The sequence below is a fragment of the Geotalea uraniireducens genome, from assembly GCF_027943965.1.
In the GTDB taxonomy this organism is placed as follows: Bacteria; Desulfobacterota; Desulfuromonadia; order Geobacterales; family Geobacteraceae; genus Geobacter; species Geobacter uraniireducens.
This window is the reverse complement of sequence record NZ_AP027151.1, coordinates 622,636-649,279: the sequence shown is the minus strand read 5'-3', so window position 1 is coordinate 649,279 and position 26,644 is coordinate 622,636. Positions and strand designations below refer to the sequence as shown.

Here is a 26,644-nt window from a genome sequence, read left to right as displayed (position 1 = left end):
CCGCCCCGGCAGGGCGGCGACTATTTGCCGAACAGCTTCCGCAACCGGTCGGTGGTTCGGGCCGCCGGATTGGTCCTGATGTTCTTTTCTCCCGCCATGAGCATGGTGAAGCGCCTTGTTCGTCACTCAGTGACTGGGATCGAGGGACAGGGCGACGGCGAACGACGTCTTGCGCTGGAAACCGAGGGCACCGAAAAGATCGCCAGCTTTCCGGATCTTGAATCTATTGACCGGCTGGTTACTGAAGTAACCGTCGTGGTTGGCAACCTCCCGCAGCAGAAACGGGTCAGCAACTGGCCGGCAGTTCCCGCTTCAGCTGGGCAGCGAGACGATCGGCCACCCGCTGCGGTTCGGGGAGGCGGTAGCGGACGGTGCAGTGCAGCACCGCCGCCAGCGCTTCGCTGAGGGTGATCAGGTGCCCGGGAGAGACAAACAGCGGCCGGATGCCGCTGCGGGTTCGAAGCACCGCGCCGACCTCTTCGCCCCGATCAACCAGGGGTGTCCAAGCGCCCCGCTCCATTGCCGGCTCGACATACTCGCCCACCAGCCGCGACTTGGCGCTGCCGATGGTCGGCCGACCGAGGAGGACGCCAAGAAACGAAGCGATCCCCAACCGGCGCGGATGGGCGATCCCCTGACCGTCGACGATCACCAGGTCGGGGGGGGACGGCAGCTGTTCGAGTGCCGCCAGAAAGGCCGGCGCTTCGCGAAAGGAGAGGTAACCGGGGATGTAGGGGAAAGTGACTTCGCGGACGGCATGTGCCGAGCAGAGGAATTCGAGGGTTTGGTAGTCGAAAAGGGTGGCAGCGGCAACGATCCGGTCGCCGACAAAAGCGGCATCGATCCCGGCCACCGTCCGAATCGCTCCCGGCAGCGGACTCTGGCGGACCTGCCGCGCCAACTGCTCCTGAAGCGGCTTTGCCTCGGCGAGGTTCCGGGGCCAGGCGAACGGCAGGTTCACTGCGCCCCCGCCACGCCGAGCGGCGCGATCATTTCATCACCACTTTGTTCTTGCCGGTATATTTGGCCTGCATCTGACATTCATCAGCCCGCCGCACCAGGTCTTCCACCCCTTTGTCCACTTCGGCGCCGAGGGTGCCGAAAGCAATCCCGATGCTAACCGTCACCGACACCAGCCGCGCTGAGGCCTCGGCAATGGAAAGGCGGAGCTTTTCCGCCACCTCCTGCAGCGCCCCCGGCTCGACGGGTGACAGGTAGACGATGAATTCGTCGCCATTAAAGCGACCGACAATATCGGAACGTCGCAGATGCGAAACAATGGTATCGGCCACCACCTGCAGGAGCCGGTCGCCGGTCTGGTGGCCGTAGTTCTCGCTGATCAGCTTGAAATAATCGATATCGATCAGCATGATGGCAACCGTGCTACCGCTGCGCTGGGCGGCATGGGCGAAGGAAGAGATGGCGCGGAAGAAACCGGCCCGGGTAAGGACCCCGGTCAGGGCATCGATGTGGGACTGGGCGGCCAGTTGCCGGGATTCGCTCCACAGTCTGAACAGCGCCTCGCCCAACAGTTCGATCTCCGGGGTCATTGGGCAGCAACCGGCAACCCCATCGATAAAGCGGCGAAGATAGGCGCCATAACAGTTGGCGTCCATCGCCTCGCCGGTGACGTCCCTCATCATGCGGCAGAGACTGGCAAACGAAGGATGGAGCAGATAGAGCTGCAGTCTGAAGCCGAGCAGGCAGGCGGCAGCCGGGTCAGGAGCCGCCTGGTATTGCTCCAGGTAATCGTCGATGCTCTTCCCGATCATCTCCAGCTCTTCCCGGGTTTCGTGGGGCTTGTAGACCACCAGAGACGACACGCCGGCACCGCCCGCTTCGCGCACCCGGTCGAGAAGGTCGCTGTGATGCCGCGTCTCGCCGGCGACCGTTTCCCAGAAGCACCGCTCTTCGTCATTTCCGGCATGACCGGCAAAAATTCGAAAAATATCGCCGGCTTTTTTTTCGAGGGACAGACAGGTTTCGATAATCTCGTCAAGGATGTCGCCGGCCATGGGATGCTTCCTCCCCGCAACTCGAGTTATACTACTTTATTTCGTGCGATCGCCACATTACCACAAAACCGTATACTACATCCACGACTCTTTCCTAGTGGGCCTCGCTCCAATTTTTCCCGCAATTGACATCCACCAGGAGCGGAACCCTCAGGCTGACGGCATGTTCCATTTCGTGCCTGACAAGTTGCTCCATGGTCAGGCGTTCGTCCTCGGGGACCTCGAACACCAGTTCGTCGTGCACCTGCATGATCAGCCGGCTCCGCAGACCTTCCCGCCGCAATCGCTCCGCCACGCGAAGCATCGCCGCCTTGATGATATCGGCGGCCGATCCCTGAATCGGGTAGTTGATGGCGTTGCGCTGGGCAAAAGCCCGGATGTTGCCGTTGGTGCTCTTGATGTCCGGGATCGGCAGCTTTCGCCCGAGCAAGGTGGTGACATACCCCTTTTCCTCCGCCGTCCGGATGCAGCCGTCGAGGAATGCCCGCGCCCCGGCATGGCGGGTGAAGTAATTGTCGATGAACTCCTTGGCAACCCTGGTCGTCACCCCCAGCTCCTTGGCCAGGCTGAAGGCCCCCTGGCCGTAAATGACCCCGAAGTTGATCGTCTTCGCCTGGCGGCGCATCTCTGCGGTGACCATTTCCGGGAAGAGGCCGAAGACCTCGGCGGCGGTGCGGGTATGGATGTCCTCGTCACGAGCGAAGGCATCGCAGAAGACCCGATCTTCCGACAGGTGGGCGAGCACCCGCAGCTCGATCTGGGAATAGTCGGCGGAAAGGAGGAGATGCCCTTCCTCCGCCACGAAGGCCCGTCGGATGGTACGTCCTTCCTCGGTCCGCACCGGAATGTTCTGCAGGTTCGGTTCCGACGACGACAGCCGGCCGGTGTTGGTGACCGTCTGGTTGTATGAGGTATGGACCCGGCCGGTAACCGGCGAAACCAGCTTCGGCAGGGCATCGGTATAGGTCGACTTGAGCTTGGCCAGGCTGCGATACTGGAGAATGTAGGCCGCGATCGCGTAGCCCGCTTCCGCCAGCCGTTCCAACTCTTCGACGTTGGTGGACCAGCCGGTCTTGGTCTTTGTCTTCCGGCCCGCCGGCAGTTTCAGCCGGTCGAAGAGGATTTCGCCGAGCTGCTTCGGTGAATTGACGTTGAACGGCTCCGGCGCCAGGGCCAGGATCTCCTGCTCCAACTCGGCGAGCTGGGCGCCGAATCGCCCCGACAACCCTGCCAGCAGTTCCAGATCGAGTTTGACCCCGGCCAGTTCCATCTCGGCCAGAATCGGCACCAGCGGCATTTCGAGTTCAAAGAACAATCGGGACAGCCCCGCATTTTCAAGCCGGGGGAGGAACAGGCGCTGGAGCAGCCAGGTGGCGTCGCTGTCTTCGCAGGAGTAAATCGCCGCCTTTTCTACCGGCACCTGGGCGAAGTTCAGTTGCCCCTTCCCCGTGCCGGTCACTTCACTGTACGAGATCATCCGGTGGTCCAGGTGCTCCGCCGCCAGGGAATCGAGCCCATGCCCGGAACGGACCGGATTGAGCAGATAGGAAGCGACCATCGTGTCACACCAGACCCCGTTCATCGCCACCCCGGCCCGGCGCAGCACCTGGTAGTCATACTTGATATTCTGCCCTACCTTGCGTACGTCGGCAGCAGTAAGGAGCGGCGCCAGGGCCGCCAGGGCCGTCGCCGGCGAAAGCTGCGGCGGGGCACCGAGATAGCGATGTCCCACCGGAATGTAGCTGGCCTCATGGTCGCGGCAGCTGACGGAGATGCCGACAATCTCGGCTTCCAACGGGTTGAGGCTGGTCGTTTCCAGATCGACGGCGAACGTGACGGCCGCCGCCAGCTCCGCCACCAGTGACCGCAAATCCTCTTCGTTGTCAATGGTCCGGTAGCTTTCGCTGCTGAGCGTCGCCGCGCTGGTCAGCTCCTTCAGCAGGGTGGTAAAGCCGAACTCCTTGAAAAGCTCGGCCAGCCGCCGGTTGTCCGGGCGGGAGACGGCAAAATCGTCGAGCCGATACGCAACGGGAACCCGCCGGTCGATGGTGGCCAGCTGCCGCGACAGCCGGGCCTGATCGGCATACTCGCGAAGCCGTTCGCCGTTTTTCCCCTTCACCTCGGCAGCCCGGGCCAGCAACTCGTCGAGAGAACCGAACTCCTGGAGCAGCTTGGTCGCCGTTTTTTCGCCGATGCCCGGCACACCGGGGATATTATCCGACGTATCACCGGCCAGGCCGAGGACGTCCACCACCTGCTCGGGGGCCACGCCGAACCGCTCGTGGACCTCGGCCACTCCCGACACCTTATCCTTCATGGTATCGAGCAAGGTTACCCGATCACTGACAATCTGCATCAGATCCTTGTCACCGGTCACCACCACCACCCGCATCCCCAGCTCCTCGCAGTCGCGGGCAATGGTGCCGATGATGTCGTCGGCTTCGAACCCTTCAAGTTCCAGCACCGGGATCGCAAAAGCCCGGACCATCTCCTTGATCGGCGCGATCTGCGGCACCAGGTCCTCGGGCATCGCCGCCCGGTTCGCCTTGTAGTCGGGATAGAGCTCGGTGCGGAAGGTCTTTCGCCCCACATCGAAAACAACGGCAAGGTGCTCAGGCTGGCGATCTTTCAGCACTTTGAGCAGCATCTGGGTAAAGCCATAGAGAGCATTGGTGGGAAAGCCCGCCGGCGACGACAGGTGGCGGATAGCGTAGTAGGCACGGTAGATGTAGGAAGAGCCATCGATCAGGAACAGCGTCCGGGCAGCAGTCATGCCCCCTCCTGCTCGCGGGTGAAGATCACGAACGCCATGCTCGGCCGGCGGCTCGATTCGCGGGTGACAAACTGCATACCGTCGAAATGCCACCCTTTGGCAGTCCAGACATTGAGGGTCTCCTCCAGGAGCTCCTCGGTAACGGGATTGACTTCGACCACCTTATAGACCACCACGCCCCACCTCGCTGAACGGTTTCCGGCATAGTAGCCGATAATACCGGTCACATCAAGGGATATGCCGGCCTGAACCCGGTTTCCCTCGCGCTCGCCCCCGGGATAACCGGCTAATATAATTAGAAAATATTATTCTTCTTCCAGTTGCAATGCCCACCTCCCATGGTATGATGGAAGCAAAATCGTAAAGGAGGTACGGCAGGCAGGTTTCAACCGTCGGCACGTTCCGCGAGCGTGCCCATCACCATCAAGGGGTGCACAGTATGATGATTGAAAAAGAGACGGAAATGATCGAGAAACTGGCCGAAGAAATCGAAGTATCCCTGGACACGGACTACCAGAAAAGGGATCTCAAGGAACGCCGGGCTCAACTGAAAAATTGCCTGTACGACGGCTCGAAAAAACTCAAACACAGCATTCCGAAGGGGATGCGCAGCTGACAGACAATCGCATATACGGAGCACAATCAAAGGGGGAGGCACCGACTGCGGGGCTTCCCCCTTGACTTTGCAGGAATGATGATTATGTTTTCTCCAACATTACGCACAAAGGAGGAACGCAGTCATGGCAATCGTCAAATACAGCCCGTTCAGGGACTTACGGAACCTTCAGGATCAGATGAGCAGGCTGCTCGATTTGGCATGGAACAAGGAGCCGGGCGAAGAACTGCGGGAAGGGGTCTGGCAGCCGCCGGTCGATATCGTCGAGGACGAAAACTCGGTGATCCTCAAGGCCGAACTGCCGGGGCTGGACCAGAAAGACATCGAAGTCAGGATCGAGGACAGCACCCTGACCATCCGCGGCGAGCGGAAGCATGAATCCGAAATCAAGAAGGAGAACTACCACCGGATCGAACGCTACTACGGCTCGTTCCAGCGCAGCTTCACCCTTCCCCAGACCATCGACCAGGAGAAGGTCAAGGCTAGCTGTGACAAGGGCGTGCTGACCATCATCCTGCCGAAACGTGAAGAAACGAAGCCGAAGCAGATCACCGTCGAAGTAAAATAGTTCTCCGCCGAAGTGGGCTTCCAATGCGAACACGGGCGTCGGGAAAACCGGCGCCCGTTCAATCATTCCCCGGTTAGCGGCTCATTCATGCTGCCGCTCCGGTACCCTTCCAGATCCAGCGCCACATACGTAAATCCCGCTTTTTTGAAAAAGCTGACCACCTCACGGCGCACGCCCGGCGCCAGCAACCGTTCCAGTTCCTCCTCGCCAAGCTCGATCCGGGCCGTTTCACCGTGATAGCGCACCCGGTAGACGGCAAAGCCCAGCTCCCGGAGGTACTCCTCGCAGGCGCCGACCTGTCGCAGCCGGGCCAGGGTAATTTCGGTCCCGTACGGGAAACGGCTCGCCAGGCAGGCAAAGGGTTGTTTGTCCCAGGTAGGGAGCCCGAGCCGACGGCTCAGTTCTCGAATCTCCGCCTTAGTCAGCCCCGCTTCCAGCAGAGGACTCCGCACGCCCAACTCCCGCACCGCCTCCCGGCCGGGGCGAAAATCGCCCAGGTCGTCCAGATTGCTGCCATCGGCTACCCAGGCAAGCCCCAGGGCCGCCGCCCGATCGCGGCAGAGCTGCAGCAGTTCTTTCTTACAATGGTAGCAGCGGTCCCGGGGATTGGCGGCAAACCCGGGGATTGCCAGCTCGTTGGACTCGACAACCAACTGCCGGACGCCGATCTCCCGCGCCAGCGCCTCCGCCGCCTGAAATTCCGACTCCGGATAGGTAGGCGAGGTGGCAGTCAGGGCGACCACCCGATCGCCGAGCAGGTTGTAGGCCACCCGGAGCAGCAGGGTCGAATCCACACCGCCGGAAAAACCGATCAGCATCGAACCCATCTCCCGGATAATGCGTTGCAGTGTGGCAAATTTTTCGGTCAGCTCACTCATCCGCGCTCCAAAAACAAAGCCCGTTCCAGGAACGGGCTCGTTGATAATTTTGATCCGGCTGCCCGGCTGCGACCGGCATTCCCGCCGCCCCTCGCCTAATCGTAAACACCGGTCGACAGGTACCGTTCACCGGTATCGCACAACACGGTTACCACGTTTTTCCCCGGACCGAGCCGCTTCGCCAACTGCAGGGCGGCAAAGACATTGGCTCCCGTCGAAATCCCCACCAGCAGCCCTTCTTCCCGGGCCAACCGGCGCGTCGTGGCATAGGCATCCTCGTTCGAGACGCGAATCACTTCGTCGTACACCTTCGCGTTGAGCACCTCGGGCACGAAACCGGCGCCGATCCCCTGGATCTTGTGCGGCCCCGGCTGTCCCCCGGAAAGGACCGGCGAGGCCGCCGGCTCGACGGCAGCAATCCTGATTGTCGGATTATGCTGCCGCAACACCTCACCCACCCCGGTAATGGTGCCGCCGGTCCCCACCCCGGTGACGAAGGCATCAATGGAACGTTCGGCCATGGCGCAGACGATCTCCGGCCCGGTAGTCCGCCGATGAACCTCCGGATTGGCCGGATTGGTGAATTGCTGCATCATCACGTGCCCCGGCTTGGCGACCAGTTCTTCTGCTTTCTGGACGGCGCCGCGCATCCCCTGGGAGCCGGGAGTGAGAACCAGCTCCGCACCGTAGGCCGCCAGCAGCCGGCGCCGCTCGACGGACATGGTGTCCGGCATGGTCAGGATCAACCGGTAGCCTTTGACGGCACAGATCAGCGACAGGCCGATGCCGGTATTGCCGCTGGTCGGTTCGACCACCGCCATCCCCTTCTTGAGCACGCCGCGCCGTTCGGCATCCTCGATCATCGCCAGCGCGATCCGGTCCTTGACGCTGCCACCGGGATTGAAAAATTCGGCTTTACCGAAAACGGCCGCCGACTTGGGCTCTTCAAGAGCAGCCAGACGGAGCAGGGGGGTGTTCCCGATCTGCTCGACAACCTCGTAGCTGGTGAGTACCGGCATTTCCCCCTCCTTCTAAATGAAATACATAAAGCGGTGGTCCTGCTCGCGCTTGATGCCGAGCGTCTGTCCACGGTCGCAAAGGTCCTTGACGGTAATGCCGGAGAAATAATCCATCAGTTTCGCTCCGGCCTGACTCCAGAGTTCCTGGGTCACGCAGCTACCATCGAAGGTGCACTCATCCCGCTTCTTCCGCCGGCCGGCGCATTCGACCAGATTGATATCCCGTTCCGTTGCCACCAGAATCTCCGCGACTGTGATCTCCTCCGGCTTCTTCGCCAGACAGTAACCGCCCTGGGGCCCCCGCTTGCTCCGCAGGATGCCGGCCCGTTTGAGATTCTGAAATATCTGTTCCAAGTAGCGGGGCGAAATCCCCTGGCGGCGGGAAATATCCTGCACCTGGGCCGGCAGGCTCCCGGAATTGTAGGCAATGTCGAAAATAGCCCGCAATCCGTAGCGGCTTTTTGTCGAGAGCTTCATTATTCCCCCTAAAATACGGATATATTGGTTACTATACTTTTTGCTAGTTTTTGTGTCAAGAACACAAATTTATCCGCGCCGGAATTCCCGCAATCGATTATCGGTAATCCCGATTGCCTCGAATGGCAGACGGACAAACGGCTGTGCTCATTTTATGTGGCAGGTAAGGCAGAGTTGGCTGCCATTGTTGGCAACTGCCAGGTGATACGGCTGATCTCGGCTGAGATCGTGGCAGGAGATGCAAACCACCCTGCCGCCAACCAGCCGAATCCCAGCTGCCTGCAGCGTCTCGACCGACGCATATCCGGCACCGCGCCTCGTTGACGGATATGGACGATCCACGGCATGTGACGAGTGGAAGGAGCAATTGGCCAGACAGAAGTCGGCACGGGGGGCAATGAGACCATCATGGCAGACGACACACTCTTCCACGCCGCCCTGCGCTTCGACGGTCTCTCCATGGTGAAGAATCAGCTCCGCATGAAGCCCCGGTGTTCCAAGGAGAACCAATCCCAAGGCTGCGGACGTGAGATACCGAGCCCGGCGCACCATAGCCCCACCTCCATGTCAGGATAGCACCTTGAGATAAGGATACCACCTACCCATGGCGGCGCAACAAACTGAAAGTGCGAAGGAATCACCATGCCCGTTCGGGCGGATCCCCCTTCTCGACAACGACGATCTCGGCGTCTCGGACCTCGAAGACAAAGCCGACTTCATTCACCCAGCGATCCCCCTCCTCCAGCGGCATCGGCACTTCCCGTCGACCGAGGAAAACAGCGTCGTCGCCGATATAGGCAAACCAGTCGAGATTGCCGGTCATCCATACTTTATTCTTCAATTCCATCGACTTCCCTCCGAATTGTTTACGGCATCATACCGAATCGGACGCCAGGCGGTCAAGTATCCCGCTTTTTTCTTGTTGGCGACCGCCATTTCTGCTATTGCTACCGGATATACCATACGATTACTAAAGGGGAATGCCGATGAAATTCACCAAAATGCACGGCGCCGGCAATGATTACGTCTACGTCAACTGCTTCGAGGAGCAGGTGGACGATCCGGAGCAGGTTGCCATCAAGGTTTCGAACCGGAACTTCGGCATCGGCTCCGACGGCTTGATCCTGATCATGCCCTCCGACAAGGCCGACGTCCGGATGCGGATGTTCAATTCCGACGGTTCCGAATCAGAGATGTGCGGTAACGGCATCCGCTGCGTCGCCAAATACGCTTACGACCACGGCATCGTCAGCAACAAAGAGATCACCGCCGAAACCGGGGCCGGCATCCTCACCCTCCAGCTCTTCACCGGCAGCACCGGAACGGTGGAGCGGGTACGGGTCAACATGGGGAAACCTCGGCTGACCAAGGCGGAAATCCCGATGGCCGGCACCCCCGCCGACGGCCGGACCGTCGGCCAGCCGCTGAACATCCTCCATACCACCTTTGCGATTACCTGCGTTTCGATGGGGAATCCCCACTGCGTAATCTTCGTTGACGATGTGGAAAATTTCCAGGTGGAAAAATACGGGCCGCTCATCGAGAATCACGAGCTGTTCCCCCGGCGAACCAACGTTGAATTCGTCCAGATCATCTCCCGCACCGAAGTACGGCAGCGGACCTGGGAACGGGGCGCCGGCGAAACCCTCGCCTGCGGCACCGGCGCCAGCGCCGTCTGCATCGCCGGTGCACTCAACGGCCTGACCGAGAAGAAGATTCTCAACCACCTCTCCGGCGGCGACCTGGAACTGGAATGGGCCGATGACGGCTGTCTCTACATGACCGGGCCGGCGACCGAAGTCTTTTCCGGCGAAATCGCCATCTGACCGATAGCAGCGGCCGAGCGGCCGCCGCCCACCCCTCGACGCTATGCAAAACTGCCCGATGTGCCGCAAATGGAACGCTGAACCGGAACTGCGGATCGTTGAACTGACCCACACCCGGGTCATGCTCAACGCCGACCAGTTCTTTCCCGGCTATACCTTCGTCTTCGCCCGGGAACACGTCACCGAGCTTTTCTACCTTGAGCGCACCGTCCGCCAGGAGATGATGGAAGAGGTAACCGCCGTCGCCGCGTCTCTTTACAATCTGTTCCGGCCCGCTAAAATGAACTACGAGCTGCTCGGCAACATGGTCCCGCACATCCACTGGCACCTGATTCCCCGCTTTGCCGCCGATCCCCTCTGGCCCCGTCCCGTCTGGGCCGAACCCCATGAAGAGCTGCGGCTTTCTCCGGCGGCTTATGCCGAACGAATCGGGCAGATCAGCTCGCACATTTCCGCCACCGAGTCCGCACAGCGCTGAGTAACGGCTGCGGCCCCGCCGCCGGCAGCCGATTGCGCGGCCTCGCACCTCCAGGAGAACTTTCATGCTCGACTATCTCGGCGCCCACATGTCCATCGCCGGCGGTCTCCATCATGCCCCCGAACGGGGTGCCCAGGCCGGCTGTGGGGTCATCCAGATCTTTACCCAGAATTCCAACCAGTGGCGGGGCAAGATGCCCGGCGACGCCGACATTGCCCTATTCCGCGAACAGTGGCAAACCGCGGGACTGCACGACATTGTCTGCCACGACATCTACCTGATCAACCTGGCGGCAGCGCCCGGCGAGGTCCGCGACAAGAGCCTCGCCGCTTTTCGCGAGGAGATGGAGCGCTGCGCCCGACTCGGCATTTCCAAGATCGTCATGCATCCCGGCTCTCATCTCGGGGAGGGCGAAGAAACCGGCATCCGGCGCATCGTCGAGGCCTTCGACGAACTGTTCGCCGCCGTCCCCGACTACCGGGGGGAGGTCTTGCTGGAAACCACGGCAGGACAAGGGACCAACCTGGGTTACACCTTCGAGCAGCTCCGGGCCATCATTGACGGTTCGACCTGCCCTGACCGCTTTGCCGTCTGCTACGACACCTGCCATACCTTCGCCGCCGGTTACGACATCACCACCCGAGAAGGGTACGAGCGGGTCTTTGCCGAGTTCGACCGGATCATCGGCCTGGAGCGGCTGCAGTGCTTCCATATCAACGATTCGAAGAAGGGATTGGGGTGCCGGGTCGACCGGCATGAGCAGATCGGCCAGGGCGCCATGGGGCTGGAGGGGTTTCGCTTTCTGATGAACGACCCGCGCTTCGTCCGCATCCCGAAGATTCTGGAAACCCCCAAAGGGGACAACGACGAGATGGATGCGGTCAATCTGCGGACTTTGCGGAAACTGGTCGACGCGGCAGCCTAGCGCTCCGCCAGCGCCAGCCTGATGCCGAGAGAGGCAAAGACCCCCGCCGTCAGCCAGTCGAAGAATTTGGCCACCCGGGGGCGGGCGAGAATGAAGCGCCCGATGCTGCCGGCAAAGTAGCCGATCGTGGTAAAGATCACCACGGCCTGGACCATGAAGATGAAGCCGAGGAGAAGCATCTGCAGCGGCAGATGGCCGCTGGCCGGGGTGATGAACTGCGGCAGGAACGCCAGGAAGAACAGCGCCACCTTCGGATTCAGCACGTTCATGATGAATCCCCGTTTGAACAGGGCGGCGGCAGACCGTTCGTCGACCGTGGCGAGCCGGACCGCCGAACGCTCGCGGAGGATCTTGTAGGCCAGGAAAAGCAGGTAGGCCGCACCGGCGAACTTGACGGCATTGAAAGCGAGCACCGACGAGTAGAACACCGCCGAAATACCAAAGGCGGCAGCCGTCGTATGGACGCTGATGCCGCTGCACATGCCGAGGGCGGTGACAATGGCCGGCCTGCGGCCCCGGGCGATCCCCTGGGTGACGACGAAGATGTTGTCGGGGCCGGGCGCCAGGGTCAGGGCGACGGATGCTCCGAGAAAGTAGCAGAGAGTTGAGGCGGTCATCCGGATCCTTTCCGTAGCGAACTGACAGACATGGGGCGACTCTAGTCGAGGAGCGCCGAACTGTCAACGGTTTAACGCGCACCGGACAACCCGGCGAGGGAGGAACAGCCATGAAGGAGAAGATCAGCATCACCCCGGGCGACATCACCCGGCTGGCGGTGGATGCCATCGTCAATGCGGCCAACCATACCCTCCTCGGCGGCGGGGGCGTCGACGGGGCGATCCACCGGACGGCCGGCCCCGAATTGAAGGCCGAATGCGCCACTCTCGGCGGCTGCGAGACCGGCAATGCCAAGCTCACCAAAGGGTATCGCCTCCCGGCAAAATACGTCATCCACACGGTAGGGCCGGTCTGGCACGGGGGAGACAAGGGAGAGCCGGAACTGCTGCGGCGCTGTTACCGGCGCTGTTTTGCCGTGGCCCACGCCCATGGGCTGAAATCGATCGCCTTTCCGGCCATCAGCTGCGGCGTTTATGGTTATCCGATGGACCGGGCCTGCGCCATCGCCATGGAAGAGGCGAAGAGTGCCCTGGCGCAGAATCCGGAGCTGGAGCGGGTCATCTTCGTCCCCTTCGGCGAGGCGGCGCTGCTCGTCTACCAGGAAGCATTCCGGGCGGTATTCGGGTGAAGGCGGTCATCCAGCGGGTCAGCGAAGCGGCGGTAACGGTCGCCGGGGAAACCGTCGGCGCCATCGGCCCGGGGATTCTGGTCCTGCTCGGCGTGGAAAAAGGTGACGCGGAGCGAGATGCGGAGTGGCTGGCGGAAAAGATCGCCGGGCTGCGGATCTTCGAAGACCAGGCGGGCAAGATGAATCTGTCGGTCCGGGAAACCGGCGGCGCCATCCTCGCCGTTTCCCAGTTCACCCTGGCCGGCAACTGCGCCAAAGGACGCCGCCCCTCGTTCGATACCGCCGCCCCCCCCGCCGAGGGGAAACGGCTCTACGACTATTTCGTTGCCCGGCTCCGCCACTGCGGCCTGCTGACCGCCACCGGCATCTTTCAGACAGAAATGCGAGTCGCGCTGGTCAACGATGGCCCGGTAACCTTCATCCTGACGAGCAGATAGCCGATTTTCCCTTTCCCACTCCCGCCGCATGGTATACGATACCTCGTTACCCAGCAGACCCTCTCCAGGAACGGAGTTCGCCGGTGCATCTGAAAGCAGTGCTCGACAACCTCTACGCGTCCCGCTCCCCCCAGCACCTGGCGAACGATCCACTGTCGTTCTGCCATCGCTACCGGACCGCCGAAGACCGGGAAATCGCCGGGCTGATCGCCTCATCCTTCGCCTACGGCAATGTGAAAATCATCCTCCGCACCCTGAACGGGGTCTTCGACCGGCTGGGGCCGTCGCCCCGCCGTTTCGTCGAGCGGTTCGAGCCGGCGGCGGGACGACGGCTTTTTGCCGGCTTCAAGCACCGGTTCAACGACGGCCTGGACCTGTGTGCCCTGTTGCTGGCCGCCCGAACGATGCTCGAAGAGGCTGACGGGATCGGTCAATTCTTTCTTACCGGTTACGATCCCGCCGCCGGCGACATCACCGACGCCCTTGCCATCTTCAGCGCCGGCGCGCTGGCCTTCGATTACCGACCGGTGTTCGGTGACGGCGGCATCCCGGCCGATTCGTACTTTCCCTTCTTTTTCCCCTCGCCGGCAAGCGGCAGTGCCTGCAAGCGGCTCTGCATGTACCTGCGCTGGATGGTCCGCCCCGCCGACGGAATCGACCTCGGACTGTGGCACGAGATTTCCCCCGCCAAACTGATCATCCCGGTGGATGCCCACATCCAGCGGATTTGCCGGCATCTCGGTCTGACGGCCCGCCGCCAGGCCGACTGGCGGATGGCCCGGGAGATCACCGCCGCCCTTCGGCAGCTGGATCCGGCTGACCCGGTCAAATACGACTTCCCCCTCTGCCACCTCGGCATTTCCGAAGGGTGCGACGGCACGATCCGCCCCCTCTGCCGGAGCTGCCCGGTGGTCAAGTTCTGTGCGGTGACCAAACGATGAGCGGCCAACCGACCGTTTTCCTCACTTCGTTTTCCGGCAACCGGTATCCCGCCACTTACCGCTTCGAGGGGTTGGAGGAAGAAGTGGTCGCCTATTCGCCGGCAGAAGTTCTGCCGGCACTGCGACGCGTCGAAGCCGCGGCCAATGCCGGGCTTCATGCCGCCGGCTTCGTCAGCTATGAAGCGGCGACCGGAATCGACCCGGACCTGTCGACCGGTCCGGCCGGCCCGCTCCCGCTTCTCTGGTTCGGTCTTTTCCGCCGCCGCTTCAGCCTGGCCCCCCGCCTCGCCCCCGACAGCGATCCGCCACGTTACGAAACGACCGACTGGCTGGCAACGCTCTCCCCCGTCGACTACGCCGCCGCCGTGGAGAAGATCAGGGCGTACATTGCCGCCGGCGACTGCTATCAGGTCAATTTCACCTTCCGCCAACAGTTCCGCTTTGCCGGCGAGGCCGAGGCTTATTTCAACGACCTCTGCAAGTCCCAGAAAGCCCCCTTCTGTGCCCTGATCGACACCGGCCGCTTCCAGGTGTTGTCCGCCTCGCCCGAGCTCTTCTTCGAACTGCGCCGCGGGGCCCTGACCTGTCGGCCGATGAAGGGAACGGCACACCGCGGCCGCTGGCACAGCGAAGATGAACAGCTGAAAGCAGGATTGCGCGAGAGCGACAAGGAGCGGGCCGAAAACCTGATGATCGTCGACTTGATGCGCAACGATCTGGGGATGGTGGCCCGTACCGGCTCGGTACGGGTCGAAGAACTGTTCACCGTGGAAACCCTCGACACCGTCCACCAGATGACCTCGACCATCAGTGCCGGGCTACGGGACGGGACAGGGCTGGAAGAGTTATTTCGCGCCCTGTTCCCCTGCGGCTCTATCACCGGGGCACCGAAAAAGCGCAGCATGGAGATCATCAGGGAGCTGGAAACTTCTCCTCGCGGGCTGTACACCGGCTGTATCGGCTACGTTTCGCCCGGCGACGCCCCCACCGACTCCCCGGCCGGCGCGACAACCTGCGAAGCGGTCTTCAGCGTCGCCATCCGCACCGCGGTTATCGACCGGAAAACAGGCCAGGGGGAACTGGGGCTTGGCAGCGGCATCACCATCGGTTCAGATCCCGCGCCGGAATTCGCCGAATGCTTGGCCAAGGGGCGCTTTGCCCGGCAGCGGCTCCCCGACTTCCAGTTGATCGAAACTCTCCTCCACGAAGAAGAGAAGGGGTTCTTTCTGCTGGACCGCCACCTGGCCCGGCTTTTCCGCTCGGCAGTCTATTATGGCTTCAATGTCCGCCTCGGCACCATCAAGGACGTACTCGAACGCCGGGTCCGCCAGCTCGGCGGCCGCCAGAAGGTCCGGTTGCAGATGAACCGCCGGGGAGCATTCACCATCCAGACCGAACCGCTCGCCGCGACGCGCCCCGGCGAACCGGTAGCGTTGCAGCTTTCCCGCCACCCGATCGACCCGACCGACCCGTTCCTTTATCACAAGACTACTCACCGGCCGCTCTATCGGCAGGAACGCGCGGCCCATCCCGATTGTGCCGACATCATTTTTCTCAATGACCGGGACGAAGTGACGGAAGGGACCATCGGCAACATCGTGGCCCGGATCGGCGGCGAACTGGTCACGCCGCCGGTCCACTGCGGCCTGCTTCCCGGCACCTTTCGCGAAGAGCTGCTCACCGCCGGGACGATTCGCGAACGGGTGATCACCGGCCGGGAATTGGCCGCAGCAACCGAGCTGTTCCTGATCAATTCGGTGCGCCAGTGGCAATGGGCCCGGCTCGTCGAACCAGCTGTCACCGTCAAACCTGCATAAAGGAGAGAACCATGCATAAATTCGGCTTCATCGGACTGGGAATCATGGGGAGCGCCATGGCGAAGAATCTCCTCAAGGCCGGCTGCCAGGTTACGGTCTGGAACCGCTCGCCGGAAAAGACCGAGGACCTGGTCGCCCTTGGCGCCACTCGGGCGGAGACCCCCGCCGCCGTCGCGGCAAGCTGCCCGATCACCTTTGCCATGCTGGCGGACCCGGCAGCGGCCGAGGAAGTCTGTTTCGGCCGGCACGGCATCCTCGAAGGGATCGGCGACGGCCGCGGCTACGTGGACATGTCCACCGTAGACCCGGCGACTTCGCAGAAGATCGGTTTTGCGGTGGTCGCCAAAGGCGGGCGGTTCCTGGAGGCGCCAGTCTCGGGGAGCAAGAAACCGGCGGAGGACGGCACCTTGATCATCCTCGCCGCCGGCGACCGGACCCTCTACGACGAAGCCCTCCCGGGGCTGGAAGCGATGGGGAAGAAGATTCTTCACCTGGGTGACGTGGGGAAAGGGGCGGAGATGAAGATCGTGGTGAACATGGTGATGGGGGGGATGATGGCCGCCTTCTGCGAAGGGCTCGCCCTTGGCGGCAAGGCCGGCCTGGCGACGGCCGACATCCTCGACGTCATCGCCGCCGGGGCGATCGCCAGCCCGATGTTTGCCCTGAAAGGGGGACTGATCGCCCAAGGGATTTTCACCCCGGCGTTCCCGCTGAAGCATATGCAGAAGGACTTGCGCCTGGCGATCGGCCTGGGTGATCGGCTCGGCCAGCCGCTTGCCGCCGCCGCGGCGACCAACGAACTCTTCAAGGGGGGCCGGGCGGCCGGCTACGGTGACGAGGACTTTTCCGCCCTGTACAAACTGATCGACTGATGAAGGCACTGCTGTCACTGCTGGCGGTGACCCTGTTGACCGGGGCCTTTCTCTATCCGCTGTATATCGGGGGAATCGGGCGACCGGTTTCCCGGCCGCTCGTCGCGGTCATGGCCACCGGCGGAGTGATCTGTCTGCGGCTGTTGGTCAAATACCGGAAACGGTTCTAGCCCGAGCTAGAGTCCATCGTCATCCGGCAGCGCCAGCTCGATTGCCGACTGTCCCCCGCCTTGCGCCGCGTTGCGGTCGGCAGTCCAAGAGGCAAAATTGCGCATGATCGCCTCTTTCAGGCTCGCCTCGAGCTTGGCCTGCGCTTCGCGGCGCTCCTTGGCGGAAACGGGAAACTGCCGCACTTCGTAATGGACGTGGGGGCCGGTGGAATGGCCGGTATTGCCGGAAAGGGCGATGACCGTCTGCTGGTCGACACGGTCCCCCGGTTTGACCAGCAGTGACGAATTGTGGCCATAGATGGTTTCGTAGCCGTTGCCATGATCGATCACCACCAGATTGCCGTACCCCTTGTATGGCCCGGCAAAGATCACCGTGCCGATCTGGGTGGGATGGACCGGGGTCCCTTCAGGGACGGCAATATCCACCCCGTGATGGTAAACCATCCGGCCGCTGCCGAAGGGGTCGGGACGCCAGCCGATACCGGAAGTGATGGAGCCGCCATCCACCGGCCAGCGGCGCTCGGTGCTAGCCGCCGCCGTCACTGACGTAAAGGCGATGGCCCCCAAAAGCAGGATGTTCAGCCACTGACGATTAACCGTCATCATAGCGGCACTCCTAGCGGGCAAAACTGTAGGCAATCAACACCAGGGAGAGAAGCAGCACCGCCCCCATGAATACCATGATCGGACGGTCCTCGCAGAACAGCCCCCGGCTGAGGGTCTGCAGAAAATCTTTGAACAGCTTCATAACGCACCCCGCATTCAATTCTGGCTCAGCTGGTCGCCGCATTTTCCATCCAGCAATATACATGCCACCATCCGACAATTCAAGCCGCGGCAGTTGCCCGAAATTTATCTTGTTTTTTAGCAGGAATGTTGGCATAGTAGAAAAGTTTTCGAAGACGGGCAGCCGCTCGTCTTTTTATTTTGTCCGCGGTTTGCCGTATCCCGCACAGGCACGCCTATGCCTCTTTACCATAGTCAGGAGTCAGAAATCATGCAGGAAAGAATCAGGAACATCGCCATCATCGCCCACGTCGACCATGGCAAAACGACCCTCGTAGACGCAATGCTGCGCCACGCCGGCGTCTTCCGGGAAAACGAGGCCATCACCGAACGGGTGATGGATTCCAACGACCTGGAAAAAGAACGGGGGATCACCATTCTCTCGAAAAACCTGTCGGTGCATCACGGGCGTTACAAGATCAATATCGTCGACACCCCCGGCCATGCCGATTTCGGCGGGGAAGTGGAACGGGTCCTCAAAATGGTGGACTCGGTGCTTTTGCTGGTCGACGCCCTTGACGGGCCGATGCCGCAGACCCGCTTCGTCCTCAAGAAATCCCTCGACCTCGGTCTGAAGCCGATCGTCGTCATCAACAAGATCGACCGCCCCGGCGCCCGCCCCGACGAGGTAGTCGACATGGTCTTCGACCTGTTCTGCGAACTGAACGCCAACGATGAACAGCTCGACTTCCCGATCGTTTATACCAGCGCCAAGCTCGGTTACGCCATGCTCGACCAGAAAGCCGCTTCCACCACCATGGAGCCGCTCTTCGCGGTGATCGAATCGAACGTCCATCCTCCCCAGGGCGACCCGAACGCGCCGTTCCAACTGCTGGTTACCAACATCGATTACAACGACTATATCGGCCGGATCGCCACCGGCAAAATCTTCAACGGCAGCGTCAAGGCCGGTGAAACCCTGGCGATGGTCAAACGCGACGGTAGCGTGGTCCGCGGCCGCATCAGCAAGCTGCTCGGTTACGAGGGGTTGAAGCAGGTGGAAATCTCCGAGGCCTGCACCGGTGACATCGTCACTATCGCCGGTTTCGAGGAGGTGGGAATCGGTGAAACCCTGGCTTCGGTAGAGGCGCCGGCAGCCCTTCCTTACGTCTCCATCGACGAACCGACCATCTCGATGAACTTCATCGTCAACAACTCCCCCTTCGCCGGTCGGGAAGGTAAATTCGTTACCTCGCGCAACATCCGCGAGCGGCTGGAAAAAGAGCTCCGCACCAACGTCTCGCTCCGAGTGGAGGACACCGCCAATCCCGACACCTTCAAGGTCTCCGGCCGCGGCGAATTGCATCTCTCCATCCTGATCGAGAACATGCGTCGCGAAGGGTTCGAAATGGCCGTCTCCAAGCCGGAAGTGATCATGCGCGAGGTTGACGGGAAGAAGCTGGAGCCAATGGAATACCTGGTGGTCGATGTGCCAAGCGAATACCAAGGCGCGATCATCGAAAAGATGGGGCCGCGCAAGGGGGAGATGTCCTCCATGCAGCCGATGGGCGAAACCATCCGCCTCGAATTCGTCATCCCGGCCCGCGGGCTGATCGGCCTCCGCGGCGAACTGCTGACCGAAACCCGCGGCACGGCGGTGGTAACCCACACCTTCCATGACTATGCCCCGTTCAAGGGTGAGATTCCCGGGCGGAAGAACGGCGTGCTGATCGCCATGGAGCATGGCGAAACGACTGCCTACTCCCTCGACGCCCTGCAGCCCCGCGGCATCCTCTTCATCGGTGCCGGCGTCGAGGTGTACGGTGGAATGATCATCGGCCAGCACGCCAAGGACAACGACCTCGACGTGAACCCCTGCAAAGGGAAGAAGTTGACCAACGTCCGCGCCTCGGGCTCGGATGATGCCATCAAGCTGACGCCTCCGCGGCTCTTGACTCTCGAGCAGGCACTGGAATTCATCGACGACGACGAGTTAGTTGAAGTAACGCCGGCCTCGATCAGGCTCCGCAAGAAAGAGCTCGACCCGACGAAGCGCAAACGTAAATAGCGAAACCTGCTCGCTTTCCCCAAAGAGAAGGGCACTGCCACAAGGAGTGCCCTTTTTGTTTGTACGCCCCGACACCACACGGGAGCCGCCAGGCGGCAACTTTGCATTGACAGCAAGGGACCTTTTCCTCTAAGGTTTTGCTATTATTCCCAGCTACGCGAGGCAATCATGACCCGTCGTCTTGCTCTGTTACTCACCTTTTTCCTGCTGCTGATAGGCGGCTGCGCCACCAGCAGTGCTCCGGTCAGCCGAACCCCTGACAACATGGCCAAGGAGGCGGAAGATTATTTCAACTCCCACCGCTACGAAGATGCCATCGCCCAATGGCGCAGGGTGAAGGAAAGCTACATCTCTCCCGAAATGACGGCGCGGGCCGAACTGAAGATTGCCGACGCCCAGTTCGCGAACGGTAATTACATTGAAGCTGCGGCCTCCTACGAGGACTTCCGCAAACTTCATCCCAACCACGAAGAGTCCGCCTACGCCCTCTACCGCCAGGGACTCAGCAATTTCATGCAGATCAACGGCTTCGACACCGACCAAACACCGATAAACAATGCCGCCACGCTCTTCGAAACGTTCCTCCGGCTCTATCCCCGGTCCGAATACGCCGGCGAAGCCCGGAACAAGCTGGAAGCCTGCCGGATGTACCAGGTGCGCTACCAGATTTACATCGGCAGGTTCTACCTTCGCACCGACAAGTACGCTGCCGCCATCGGTCGGCTGGAAGACGCCCTGAAGAAGTTTCCCGGCTCGCCCTACCATGACGAAACCCTCTTCTACCTCGGCAAGGCTTACATTCTCTCGGGGGACAAGAACAAGGGACGGGAAGAATTCCAACGGCTGTTCAACGAATACCGTTCCAGCAAGTACGTGAACGAGGCCCGGCAATTCCTCGACAAGAACTTCTGATGCGGCCGCTCATCCTGCTGCTGCTATTTGCCCTGATGGGGTGCAGCGCCGACAAACGCGCCATTGACGACGTACTACAGAAACGGGAACAGGCTTTAGCCAAGGGGGATAGCTCACTTTACGCCACCCTGATTTCCCCGGCCTACCGGGACGACAAGACCGATGCCGCCGGCAAGCGCGCCGAGCTGGCGAAGACGCTGCAACGGATCGGCCCCGTTTCCTACCGCTCTCTCAGCCGCACCATCACCGTCAAGGGCGACACCGCGACCGTCGAAGGACGCTATGCGATGAAGATCCCCCTGAAGGGAACCCCTCTGGAGCTGGCCGGTGAAGAAACGATCCGTCTTCGCCGCGAAACAGGCGGCTGGAAAATTGTCAGCGGCCTTTAGCCGGCAGCGAAACCCTTTATGCTAACCATACTCTCCATAGCCATCTGCGGCGCCCTCGGCTGCCTGACCCGTTATTTCGCCGCCGGCTGGATCTACCAGCTCTTCGGTAAAAACTTCCCCTACGGCACCTTTGCCGTCAACATCACCGGCGCATTTCTGATCGGGTTCATCATGGAACTCGGGCTGCGCAGCACCTTCATTCCGCAGGAGCTTCGCGTCGGCCTGACCATCGGCTTCCTTGGCGGCCTTACCACCTTCTCCACGTTCAGCTACGAAACCTTCAGGCTGCTCGAAGACGGCGAGCTCCTGATCGCTTCGCTCAACATCCTCGTCAGTGTCATGGTCTGCCTGATCTGTACCTGGGGCGGCATCATGGCGGCACGCCATCTCTAGGAGGAGCACCATGGGCAAATTCAGCGGCGAAAAGATCCTGATGCGCATCTTCATCGGCGAGGGCGACAAGCATGGGCACCGCCCCCTCTACGAAGCACTGGTCGAGCTGTTCCGGCGGGAGGGATTCGCCGGGGCCACCGTGTTGCGGGGAATTGCCGGCTTCGGCGCAAGCAGCGTCTATCACACCGACAAGCTGCTCCGCCTGTCCAGCGATCTGCCGATCATTGTCGAAGTGGTGGACTCCCAGGAACGGCTCGATGCCATCATGCCCCAGATCGATGACATGATGAACGGGGGCATGATTACCTTGGAAAAAGCCATGGTAATCCATTACGACCAGCGAAAGCAGGCATAACGACCAACGATGAAAACGAACTGGAAACAGCTGTTCAACGAGATCGCGGTCATTGTCCTCCTGGCCGCCATCATCGGTTGCCTCTGGAATTACCGTTTGCTACGCAACGCCTACCGGGGCGAACAGACCGGCGCACAGCAACCGGCACCGACGGTCCAGACTGCGCCGGCCGTCCCGACAACACCAGGGCCGCTCCCTCTCGGGCTGATGCAGGTCAAGGAACTGTTCGACTCCCGGGAGGCGTTGATCATCGACGCCCGGGATCGGAGCGCCTACCGGGCCGGCCACATTCGCGCCGCCCGCTCCCTCCCTCTCGGCGAGGCCGGCTCCCTGCTCGCCACCTTTGCCCGAACGATACCGCGCGACCGAATGCTGGTCGTTTACTGCAACGGTTATGATTGCCACGACAGCATGGCGCTCGCCGAAAAACTGATCGCGGCCGGTTTTCGGCAGGTGTACGTCTTTGAGGGGGGATATCCCGAATGGCGTGACGCCGGCTATCCGCTTGCTAAAGGAGAGCAGTGATGGAACTGGGCAGGAAACAGCTGACGGTTCTGCTGCGGATCGCTCTCGGCGGGGTCTTTCTCTACGCCGGAGTCGCCAAGGCAAGCAATCCCACCGTCTTCGCCGGCAGCGTTGCCGCCTATCAGATTTTCCCCTATGCCGGGAATTATCTGGTTGCCGCCGTTGTCCCTTGGATAGAGCTGATCTGCGGCGCCCTGCTGATTGTCGGCTGGCGGAGCCGTACCGCTGCAGCCTTGGCAGCACTCCTGACGATGATTTTCATCGTGTTTCTCTTCTCCACCGTCGTCCGTGGTCTGGACATCGATTGCGGCTGTTTCCGCCAAGGAGGGCAAAAAACTACCGCGTGGACCGCCATCTTCCGCGATCTCCTATTGCTGTCCGCTGCTATTTTCACTTTCAGGAAATCACGACCCTGAAACCAGGGGAGAGTGCTGCTTGTCGGCATTCAACGAATGGTGTAGGATAGCCTTGATTTTAATGAACAAGAGGAGCGTTCTGTGCTGATCCAGTTCAGTCTCATCATTGGAGCCTATCTGTTCGGCTCAATTCCTACCGGCTTGCTGCTTGGCAAAGCGTTTGGCGTCGATATCCGCGCCACCGGCAGCGGCAATATCGGCGCCACCAATGTCTACCGTACGCTTGGCCGGCGGATCGGGATCGCCACCCTGCTGGGCGACTGCCTGAAAGGGCTGTTGCCGGTGCTGCTTGCCCGTTATCTTGACGTGGGGGAAAGCTGGATCGTGGCGGTCGGCCTGGCGGCCTTCCTCGGCCATGTATATACTGTCTTCCTCGGCTTCAAGGGAGGAAAGGGCGTGGCCACAGCCCTGGGAGTATTTCTCGGCATTGCCCCGCTGGCAGTGCTTGCCGCACTGGGGGTCTTTGTTGTGGTAGTCGCCATCTGGCGCTATATATCGCTCGCGTCGATTATTGCCGCGGCCCTCATGCCGGTAATCATCGCCGCCATGGGGCAAAAACCGCCCGTCATCGCCATGACCTTCTTCATTGCCGCCCTCGTGATCTACAAGCACCGGGAAAATATCCACCGACTGCGAGCCGGCACCGAAAACCGGTTCAAGGCCTGACGGCAACAATTAGAGATCTTTTAATATTGACAAACTACAGAATCTGGCCTAAATAAAAAAGATTCCTGACTTTTGACCAGCATCGACCGCTGCGGACCCGACAGTCCCATACCACCCCCATGCATATCGACCTTAAACACAAGAAATTTCTGACGATCGCCGCCGTCATTCTCCTCTTCGTCATCCTCCCCGTGCTTCGCTACCTCGTATTCGTCGGCAGCCCGGCCGGCACCGGCCGTACTGTCAGAATTTTCGACCTCTCCAAGGGGACAAGCCTGAAGCACATCGCCACTGACCTGGAGGGGGCGCGGATTGTCTCCAGCGCCCGGCTGTTCGTCCTGCAGGCACGCCTCAAGGGAGATACGGAGCGGCTCCAGGCCGGCGAATATCGATTCAACGACGGCATGGCGCCCCGCGAGATACTGCGGATGATGGTGGCTGGCGAAGTGTATGCCCGGAAATTCACCCTTCCCGAGGGATATTCCATCTACCAGATCGCCGAACTTCTGGATGAACGCCACATTCTCGATGGGCACCGTTTCCTCCAGCAGGCGCGGAACCCGGCCCTGCTTCGCGAATTGGGGATTGGCGGCGCGAGTGTCGAGGGTTATCTCTACCCCAGCACATACCAGGTTACGGCGAAGATGGACGAAGCGGCGCTGATCCGCCTGATGGTTGCCCAGTTCGACAAGGTGTTCGCCGATAAATTCGCCGTACTGGCAAAGCAGCATGCCATGTCGCCCCGCGAGGCGGTAACCCTTGCTTCGCTCATCGAAAAGGAGGCGGTTGTTCCCGGCGAACGCGCCCTGATCTCCTCGGTCTTTCATAACCGGCTGCGCAAGAAGATGCGCCTACAGAGCGACCCGACAGCTGTCTACGGAATACGGGCATTTTCAGGGCCGGTTACCAAACAGGATATCCTCCGCAAAACGCCCTACAATACCTATCTGATCGACGGCCTCCCTCCCGGCCCCATCGGCAACCCTGGGAGCGCGGCGATTGCTGCCGCCCTTTCGCCGGCCACCTCCCCCTATCTCTACTTTGTTGCCAAAAACGACGGCACCCACTACTTTTCCACCACTCTTGCGGAGCACAACGACGCCGTCCGCACTTATCTGAAAACGAGCCACGGCATCAGAACGACGGCTTCGACCGTTGCGGAGATACGCAATGACCGCCCGCATCTTGCTGGCCGAAGATAATGAAAGCCTGTCCCGGGTACTGGAAAAATTCCTCATCGCTCAGGGCCATGCAGTCCTGAGAGTTGCTGCAGGGGACGAAGCCCTTAGCTGCTTGGACCGGGAAACAGTGGACCTGTTGATCCTGGACCTCAAGCTGCCTGTCGTCAGCGGCATCACTGTATTACAAAAGCTTCGCCAGTCGCGCCCAGCCCGCCCGCTGCCGACCATCGTCATTTCGGGAATCTACAAGGGTGACAGTAACATTCGCGTGGCCCAGCAGCTCGGGGTTACTCACTACCTGGAAAAACCCTTCACCCCGCAGGACTTTCACCGGGCCGTAACGAGCGCCCTGGCAGCGAGCCCCCCTCCGTCTCATTCCTGCCTGCGCGATTTGATCATCGACATTTATGAACGGAAAAAAAACGGCATCCTGACCATCGGTGACGGTAGCCCCATGGCCTTTCTCAAGGGAGAGCCACTCTCCTTCTTGTCAAAGGGGAAAAGTGATTTTGCCCATTACCTGCTCGGCCATGGCAAGCTCGGTCGCGACGACCTGAACACCTTTCTGAGGAATGGCGGCGAACGTCTTTTCCTCGTTCAGGCCGGAATGCTCACCTACGACGAACTGGTTGAAGAATCCCGGCTGTTCTTGGCCAACGCTCTCTCCCGGGCATTGCCGCTATCGACCGGCTACCGATTCCGCGAGTGTATGCCTGATGCCGAGTTGCCCTGTGTTCCGGTTGCCATCCCCCGATTGCTCTACGAGGCAGCCCGAGCAGGGATCGCCGGCTTTGCCCCCAAAGTTTTTTTTGCCCGCCACCGCGACCGCTACCCGGCACGAACGCAGTCTTTTTACCGCCATATCAATCTGCTGGCGCTCCGTAGCGAAGAAATCCAGTTGCTCTCCCTGCTGGATGGCAGAAAAACACTTGCTGGCCTGCTGCACCACCCGGAGCGCTCCGAGGCAACCTCGTTCCTCAATTTCCTTTATGCCCTCAGGATGATCGATTTCTACCCTACGCCCGTTACCGAAGGCATCCCCGATTTCCCGCTAAAAACCCTTTTTAATGCCCCGCTCCTCGAAGAGGCGGAGATCGTACCGGACAACGTTGTCGACTTTGCCGATCTGGTAAGCGAACTGTCGCAGAATCCAATTGTTATCGATACGACGGCCCCGCTCGTCCCGGACAATTCCTCACAATCAGGGGAAGCAGCTCGCCGGTTGGCTGACGACTTGTCCGCCTTGCAAGGTCGTAATTACTACCAATTGTTTGATCTCACGCCCAAGTCATTCAGTTTTCCTGCACTCAAGACTGCTTATTTTTCCAAAACGCGGCATTATGCCCCCGAACAGTTCATCCGACTCCCCGGAGCAGCCCAGAACATAGCGGCCCAGATTCTGGCCAACTACGCGCATGCCTACAACACGTTAACCAATGTCGTCACCAAGGAGCGGTACGACGAGCTTCTCCATACCGACACCGGCGGGATTGATGGCAAGCAGGACGAAAAGTTGCAGGCAGAAATCCAGTATCAGGCCGGTAAAGTATTCCTGGGAATGAATGACTTCGTCAGCGCCGAAAAGGCGTTGCAGGACGCTGTTATCCTCGCCCCCAACAATCCTTCCTACTGTGCCTTCCTCGCCTGGGCGCTCTACCGGAACCCGGCGCACCGGTTTTCCACCGCGGCACGAGAAAGGGCACGGGGACTCCTCGGCAAATCGCTACAACTGGAGAAGACTGCCAACGCTTACGCTTTCCGCGGCTGGATGTTGCTGGACGAGGGGAAAGACGGTCTTGCCGAAGGGGAGTTTCATAAGGCCCTCCGGCTCGATGCCCGAGAGATGAATGCCCGACGAGGGCTTCGCACCCTTGCAGAACGGCAGGAAACAACAAAGAAAGGATTGTTGAGAAAAATTTTCGGTTAAAAAAAGCCCTGCCGGAGAGATGGCAGGG

The 26,644-nt window shown here is 60.8% G+C and carries 33 protein-coding genes; 21 read left to right on the top strand and 12 right to left on the bottom strand.

The features are described from left to right. Positions 1 to 286 precede the first annotated feature (286 nt). The 4 genes from nfi to QMN23_RS03090 all read right to left on the bottom strand — a co-directional run bounded on the left by nfi (position 287) and on the right by QMN23_RS03090 (position 4,964). Complete coding sequence (nfi, locus tag QMN23_RS03105; protein WP_282001706.1) at positions 287 to 961, bottom strand: deoxyribonuclease V; 675 nt, start codon at positions 959 to 961, stop codon at positions 287 to 289. A gap of 28 nt (positions 962 to 989) precedes the next feature. Next, positions 990 to 2,015, bottom strand: a complete 1,026-nt coding sequence (locus QMN23_RS03100) for a GGDEF domain-containing protein (RefSeq protein WP_282001705.1) — start codon at positions 2,013 to 2,015, stop codon at positions 990 to 992. A 94-nt stretch (positions 2,016 to 2,109) separates the two neighbouring features. After that, positions 2,110 to 4,788, bottom strand: coding sequence for a DNA polymerase I (polA, locus tag QMN23_RS03095; RefSeq protein ID WP_282001704.1), 2,679 nt, complete (start codon positions 4,786 to 4,788; stop codon positions 2,110 to 2,112). After that, complete coding sequence (locus tag QMN23_RS03090) at positions 4,785 to 4,964, bottom strand: DUF4177 domain-containing protein (protein ID WP_282001702.1); 180 nt, start codon at positions 4,962 to 4,964, stop codon at positions 4,785 to 4,787. Before QMN23_RS03090 ends, polA begins: the two co-directional genes overlap by 4 nt. 263 nt (positions 4,965 to 5,227) lie before the next feature. Here QMN23_RS03090 and QMN23_RS03085 point away from each other — a divergent pair, with 263 nt between their 5' ends. Together QMN23_RS03085 and QMN23_RS03080 are read left to right on the top strand one after the other, a co-directional pair. Beyond that, complete coding sequence (locus QMN23_RS03085; protein WP_282003965.1) at positions 5,228 to 5,404, top strand: hypothetical protein; 177 nt, start codon at positions 5,228 to 5,230, stop codon at positions 5,402 to 5,404. A gap of 124 nt (positions 5,405 to 5,528) precedes the next feature. Then, positions 5,529 to 5,972: an Hsp20/alpha crystallin family protein gene (locus QMN23_RS03080; protein WP_282001701.1), complete on the top strand. Its 444-nt coding sequence runs from the start codon at positions 5,529 to 5,531 to the stop codon at positions 5,970 to 5,972. Positions 5,973 to 6,034: 62 nt separating this feature from the next. Here the strand turns inward: QMN23_RS03080 and larE are convergent, their stop codons facing one another. From larE to QMN23_RS03055, 5 genes are all read right to left on the bottom strand, one after another. Further along, entirely contained in the window at positions 6,035 to 6,850 is an 816-nt protein-coding gene (gene larE, locus QMN23_RS03075) for an ATP-dependent sacrificial sulfur transferase LarE (RefSeq protein WP_282001699.1), read from the bottom strand. A 95-nt stretch (positions 6,851 to 6,945) separates the two neighbouring features. Continuing rightward, complete coding sequence (gene cysK / locus QMN23_RS03070; RefSeq protein WP_282001698.1) at positions 6,946 to 7,869, bottom strand: cysteine synthase A; 924 nt, start codon at positions 7,867 to 7,869, stop codon at positions 6,946 to 6,948. Positions 7,870 to 7,881: 12 nt separating this feature from the next. Further along, on the bottom strand, positions 7,882 to 8,346 hold the full coding sequence (locus QMN23_RS03065; protein ID WP_282001696.1) for an RrF2 family transcriptional regulator: 465 nt from the start codon (positions 8,344 to 8,346) through the stop codon (positions 7,882 to 7,884). A gap of 147 nt (positions 8,347 to 8,493) precedes the next feature. Next, positions 8,494 to 8,898: a cytochrome c3 family protein gene (locus QMN23_RS03060; protein ID WP_282001695.1), complete on the bottom strand. Its 405-nt coding sequence runs from the start codon at positions 8,896 to 8,898 to the stop codon at positions 8,494 to 8,496. 85 nt (positions 8,899 to 8,983) lie between these two features. Continuing rightward, positions 8,984 to 9,193, bottom strand: a complete 210-nt coding sequence (locus QMN23_RS03055; RefSeq protein ID WP_282001694.1) for a hypothetical protein — start codon at positions 9,191 to 9,193, stop codon at positions 8,984 to 8,986. A gap of 139 nt (positions 9,194 to 9,332) precedes the next feature. Between QMN23_RS03055 and dapF the strand changes: the two genes are divergently transcribed. The 3 genes from dapF to QMN23_RS03040 all read left to right on the top strand — a co-directional run bounded on the left by dapF (position 9,333) and on the right by QMN23_RS03040 (position 11,575). Then, positions 9,333 to 10,172: a diaminopimelate epimerase gene (gene dapF, locus QMN23_RS03050; protein ID WP_282001693.1), complete on the top strand. Its 840-nt coding sequence runs from the start codon at positions 9,333 to 9,335 to the stop codon at positions 10,170 to 10,172. Positions 10,173 to 10,230: 58 nt separating this feature from the next. Then, positions 10,231 to 10,650, top strand: coding sequence for an HIT family protein (locus QMN23_RS03045; RefSeq protein ID WP_432613094.1), 420 nt, complete (start codon positions 10,231 to 10,233; stop codon positions 10,648 to 10,650). A 64-nt stretch (positions 10,651 to 10,714) separates the two neighbouring features. Then, entirely contained in the window at positions 10,715 to 11,575 is an 861-nt protein-coding gene (locus QMN23_RS03040) for a deoxyribonuclease IV (RefSeq protein WP_282001691.1), read from the top strand. Here the strand turns inward: QMN23_RS03040 and QMN23_RS03035 are convergent. After that, positions 11,572 to 12,192: a LysE family translocator gene (locus QMN23_RS03035; protein ID WP_282001690.1), complete on the bottom strand. Its 621-nt coding sequence runs from the start codon at positions 12,190 to 12,192 to the stop codon at positions 11,572 to 11,574. The genes QMN23_RS03040 and QMN23_RS03035 overlap by 4 nt on opposite strands. 110 nt (positions 12,193 to 12,302) lie before the next feature. Between QMN23_RS03035 and QMN23_RS03030 the strand changes: the two genes are divergently transcribed. The 6 genes from QMN23_RS03030 to QMN23_RS03005 all read left to right on the top strand — a co-directional run bounded on the left by QMN23_RS03030 (position 12,303) and on the right by QMN23_RS03005 (position 17,058). Then, a complete protein-coding gene (locus tag QMN23_RS03030; protein WP_282001689.1) occupies positions 12,303 to 12,821 on the top strand; it encodes an O-acetyl-ADP-ribose deacetylase in 519 nt (172 codons plus the stop codon). Continuing rightward, positions 12,818 to 13,258 (top strand): D-aminoacyl-tRNA deacylase, encoded by a 441-nt coding sequence (gene dtd / locus QMN23_RS03025; protein WP_282001688.1) that lies wholly within the window; start codon positions 12,818 to 12,820, stop codon positions 13,256 to 13,258. The genes QMN23_RS03030 and dtd overlap by 4 nt, the downstream gene beginning before the upstream one ends. 83 nt (positions 13,259 to 13,341) lie before the next feature. Continuing rightward, positions 13,342 to 14,199, top strand: a complete 858-nt coding sequence (locus QMN23_RS03020) for a TIGR02757 family protein (protein WP_282001687.1) — start codon at positions 13,342 to 13,344, stop codon at positions 14,197 to 14,199. After that, complete coding sequence (locus QMN23_RS03015) at positions 14,196 to 16,016, top strand: chorismate-binding protein (RefSeq protein ID WP_282001686.1); 1,821 nt, start codon at positions 14,196 to 14,198, stop codon at positions 16,014 to 16,016. The genes QMN23_RS03020 and QMN23_RS03015 overlap by 4 nt, the downstream gene beginning before the upstream one ends. Before the next feature lie 11 nt (positions 16,017 to 16,027). Beyond that, positions 16,028 to 16,888, top strand: coding sequence for an NAD(P)-dependent oxidoreductase (locus QMN23_RS03010; RefSeq protein WP_282001685.1), 861 nt, complete (start codon positions 16,028 to 16,030; stop codon positions 16,886 to 16,888). Beyond that, a complete protein-coding gene (locus QMN23_RS03005) occupies positions 16,888 to 17,058 on the top strand; it encodes a hypothetical protein (protein ID WP_282001684.1) in 171 nt (56 codons plus the stop codon). Before QMN23_RS03010 ends, QMN23_RS03005 begins: the two co-directional genes overlap by 1 nt. 6 nt (positions 17,059 to 17,064) lie before the next feature. On the opposite strand, the gene QMN23_RS03000 is transcribed toward QMN23_RS03005, so the two are convergent. Both QMN23_RS03000 and QMN23_RS02995 read right to left on the bottom strand, forming a co-directional pair. Then, the gene (locus QMN23_RS03000) at positions 17,065 to 17,664 is read right to left on the bottom strand and encodes a M23 family metallopeptidase (RefSeq protein ID WP_282001683.1); all 600 of its coding nucleotides are present in this window, start codon (positions 17,662 to 17,664) and stop codon (positions 17,065 to 17,067) included. Between the two features lie 10 nt (positions 17,665 to 17,674). Beyond that, on the bottom strand, positions 17,675 to 17,806 hold the full coding sequence (locus QMN23_RS02995; protein WP_282001682.1) for a hypothetical protein: 132 nt from the start codon (positions 17,804 to 17,806) through the stop codon (positions 17,675 to 17,677). 249 nt (positions 17,807 to 18,055) lie between these two features. Here QMN23_RS02995 and typA point away from each other — a divergent pair, with 249 nt between their 5' ends. The 10 genes from typA (at position 18,056) to QMN23_RS02945 (ending at position 26,616) form a co-directional block, all read left to right on the top strand. Further along, on the top strand, positions 18,056 to 19,852 hold the full coding sequence (gene typA / locus QMN23_RS02990) for a translational GTPase TypA (RefSeq protein ID WP_282001681.1): 1,797 nt from the start codon (positions 18,056 to 18,058) through the stop codon (positions 19,850 to 19,852). Between the two features lie 168 nt (positions 19,853 to 20,020). Further along, entirely contained in the window at positions 20,021 to 20,764 is a 744-nt protein-coding gene (locus QMN23_RS02985; RefSeq protein ID WP_282001679.1) for an outer membrane protein assembly factor BamD, read from the top strand. Continuing rightward, a complete protein-coding gene (locus QMN23_RS02980) occupies positions 20,764 to 21,153 on the top strand; it encodes a YybH family protein (protein ID WP_282001678.1) in 390 nt (129 codons plus the stop codon). The genes QMN23_RS02985 and QMN23_RS02980 overlap by 1 nt, the downstream gene beginning before the upstream one ends. Positions 21,154 to 21,171: 18 nt before the next feature. Then, positions 21,172 to 21,546, top strand: a complete 375-nt coding sequence (gene crcB, locus QMN23_RS02975) for a fluoride efflux transporter CrcB (protein ID WP_282001676.1) — start codon at positions 21,172 to 21,174, stop codon at positions 21,544 to 21,546. Between the two features lie 10 nt (positions 21,547 to 21,556). Continuing rightward, the gene (locus QMN23_RS02970) at positions 21,557 to 21,901 is read left to right on the top strand and encodes a DUF190 domain-containing protein (RefSeq protein WP_282001675.1); all 345 of its coding nucleotides are present in this window, start codon (positions 21,557 to 21,559) and stop codon (positions 21,899 to 21,901) included. A 9-nt stretch (positions 21,902 to 21,910) separates the two neighbouring features. After that, positions 21,911 to 22,426, top strand: a complete 516-nt coding sequence (locus QMN23_RS02965; protein ID WP_282001674.1) for a rhodanese-like domain-containing protein — start codon at positions 21,911 to 21,913, stop codon at positions 22,424 to 22,426. After that, on the top strand, positions 22,426 to 22,842 hold the full coding sequence (locus QMN23_RS02960; protein ID WP_282001672.1) for a MauE/DoxX family redox-associated membrane protein: 417 nt from the start codon (positions 22,426 to 22,428) through the stop codon (positions 22,840 to 22,842). Before QMN23_RS02965 ends, QMN23_RS02960 begins: the two co-directional genes overlap by 1 nt. An 81-nt stretch (positions 22,843 to 22,923) precedes the next feature. Further along, on the top strand, positions 22,924 to 23,508 hold the full coding sequence (gene plsY, locus QMN23_RS02955; protein ID WP_282001671.1) for a glycerol-3-phosphate 1-O-acyltransferase PlsY: 585 nt from the start codon (positions 22,924 to 22,926) through the stop codon (positions 23,506 to 23,508). A gap of 119 nt (positions 23,509 to 23,627) precedes the next feature. Next, entirely contained in the window at positions 23,628 to 24,710 is a 1,083-nt protein-coding gene (gene mltG, locus QMN23_RS02950) for an endolytic transglycosylase MltG (protein ID WP_282001669.1), read from the top strand. Then, on the top strand, positions 24,679 to 26,616 hold the full coding sequence (locus QMN23_RS02945) for a response regulator (protein ID WP_282001668.1): 1,938 nt from the start codon (positions 24,679 to 24,681) through the stop codon (positions 26,614 to 26,616). The genes mltG and QMN23_RS02945 overlap by 32 nt, the downstream gene beginning before the upstream one ends. Positions 26,617 to 26,644 lie beyond the last annotated feature (28 nt).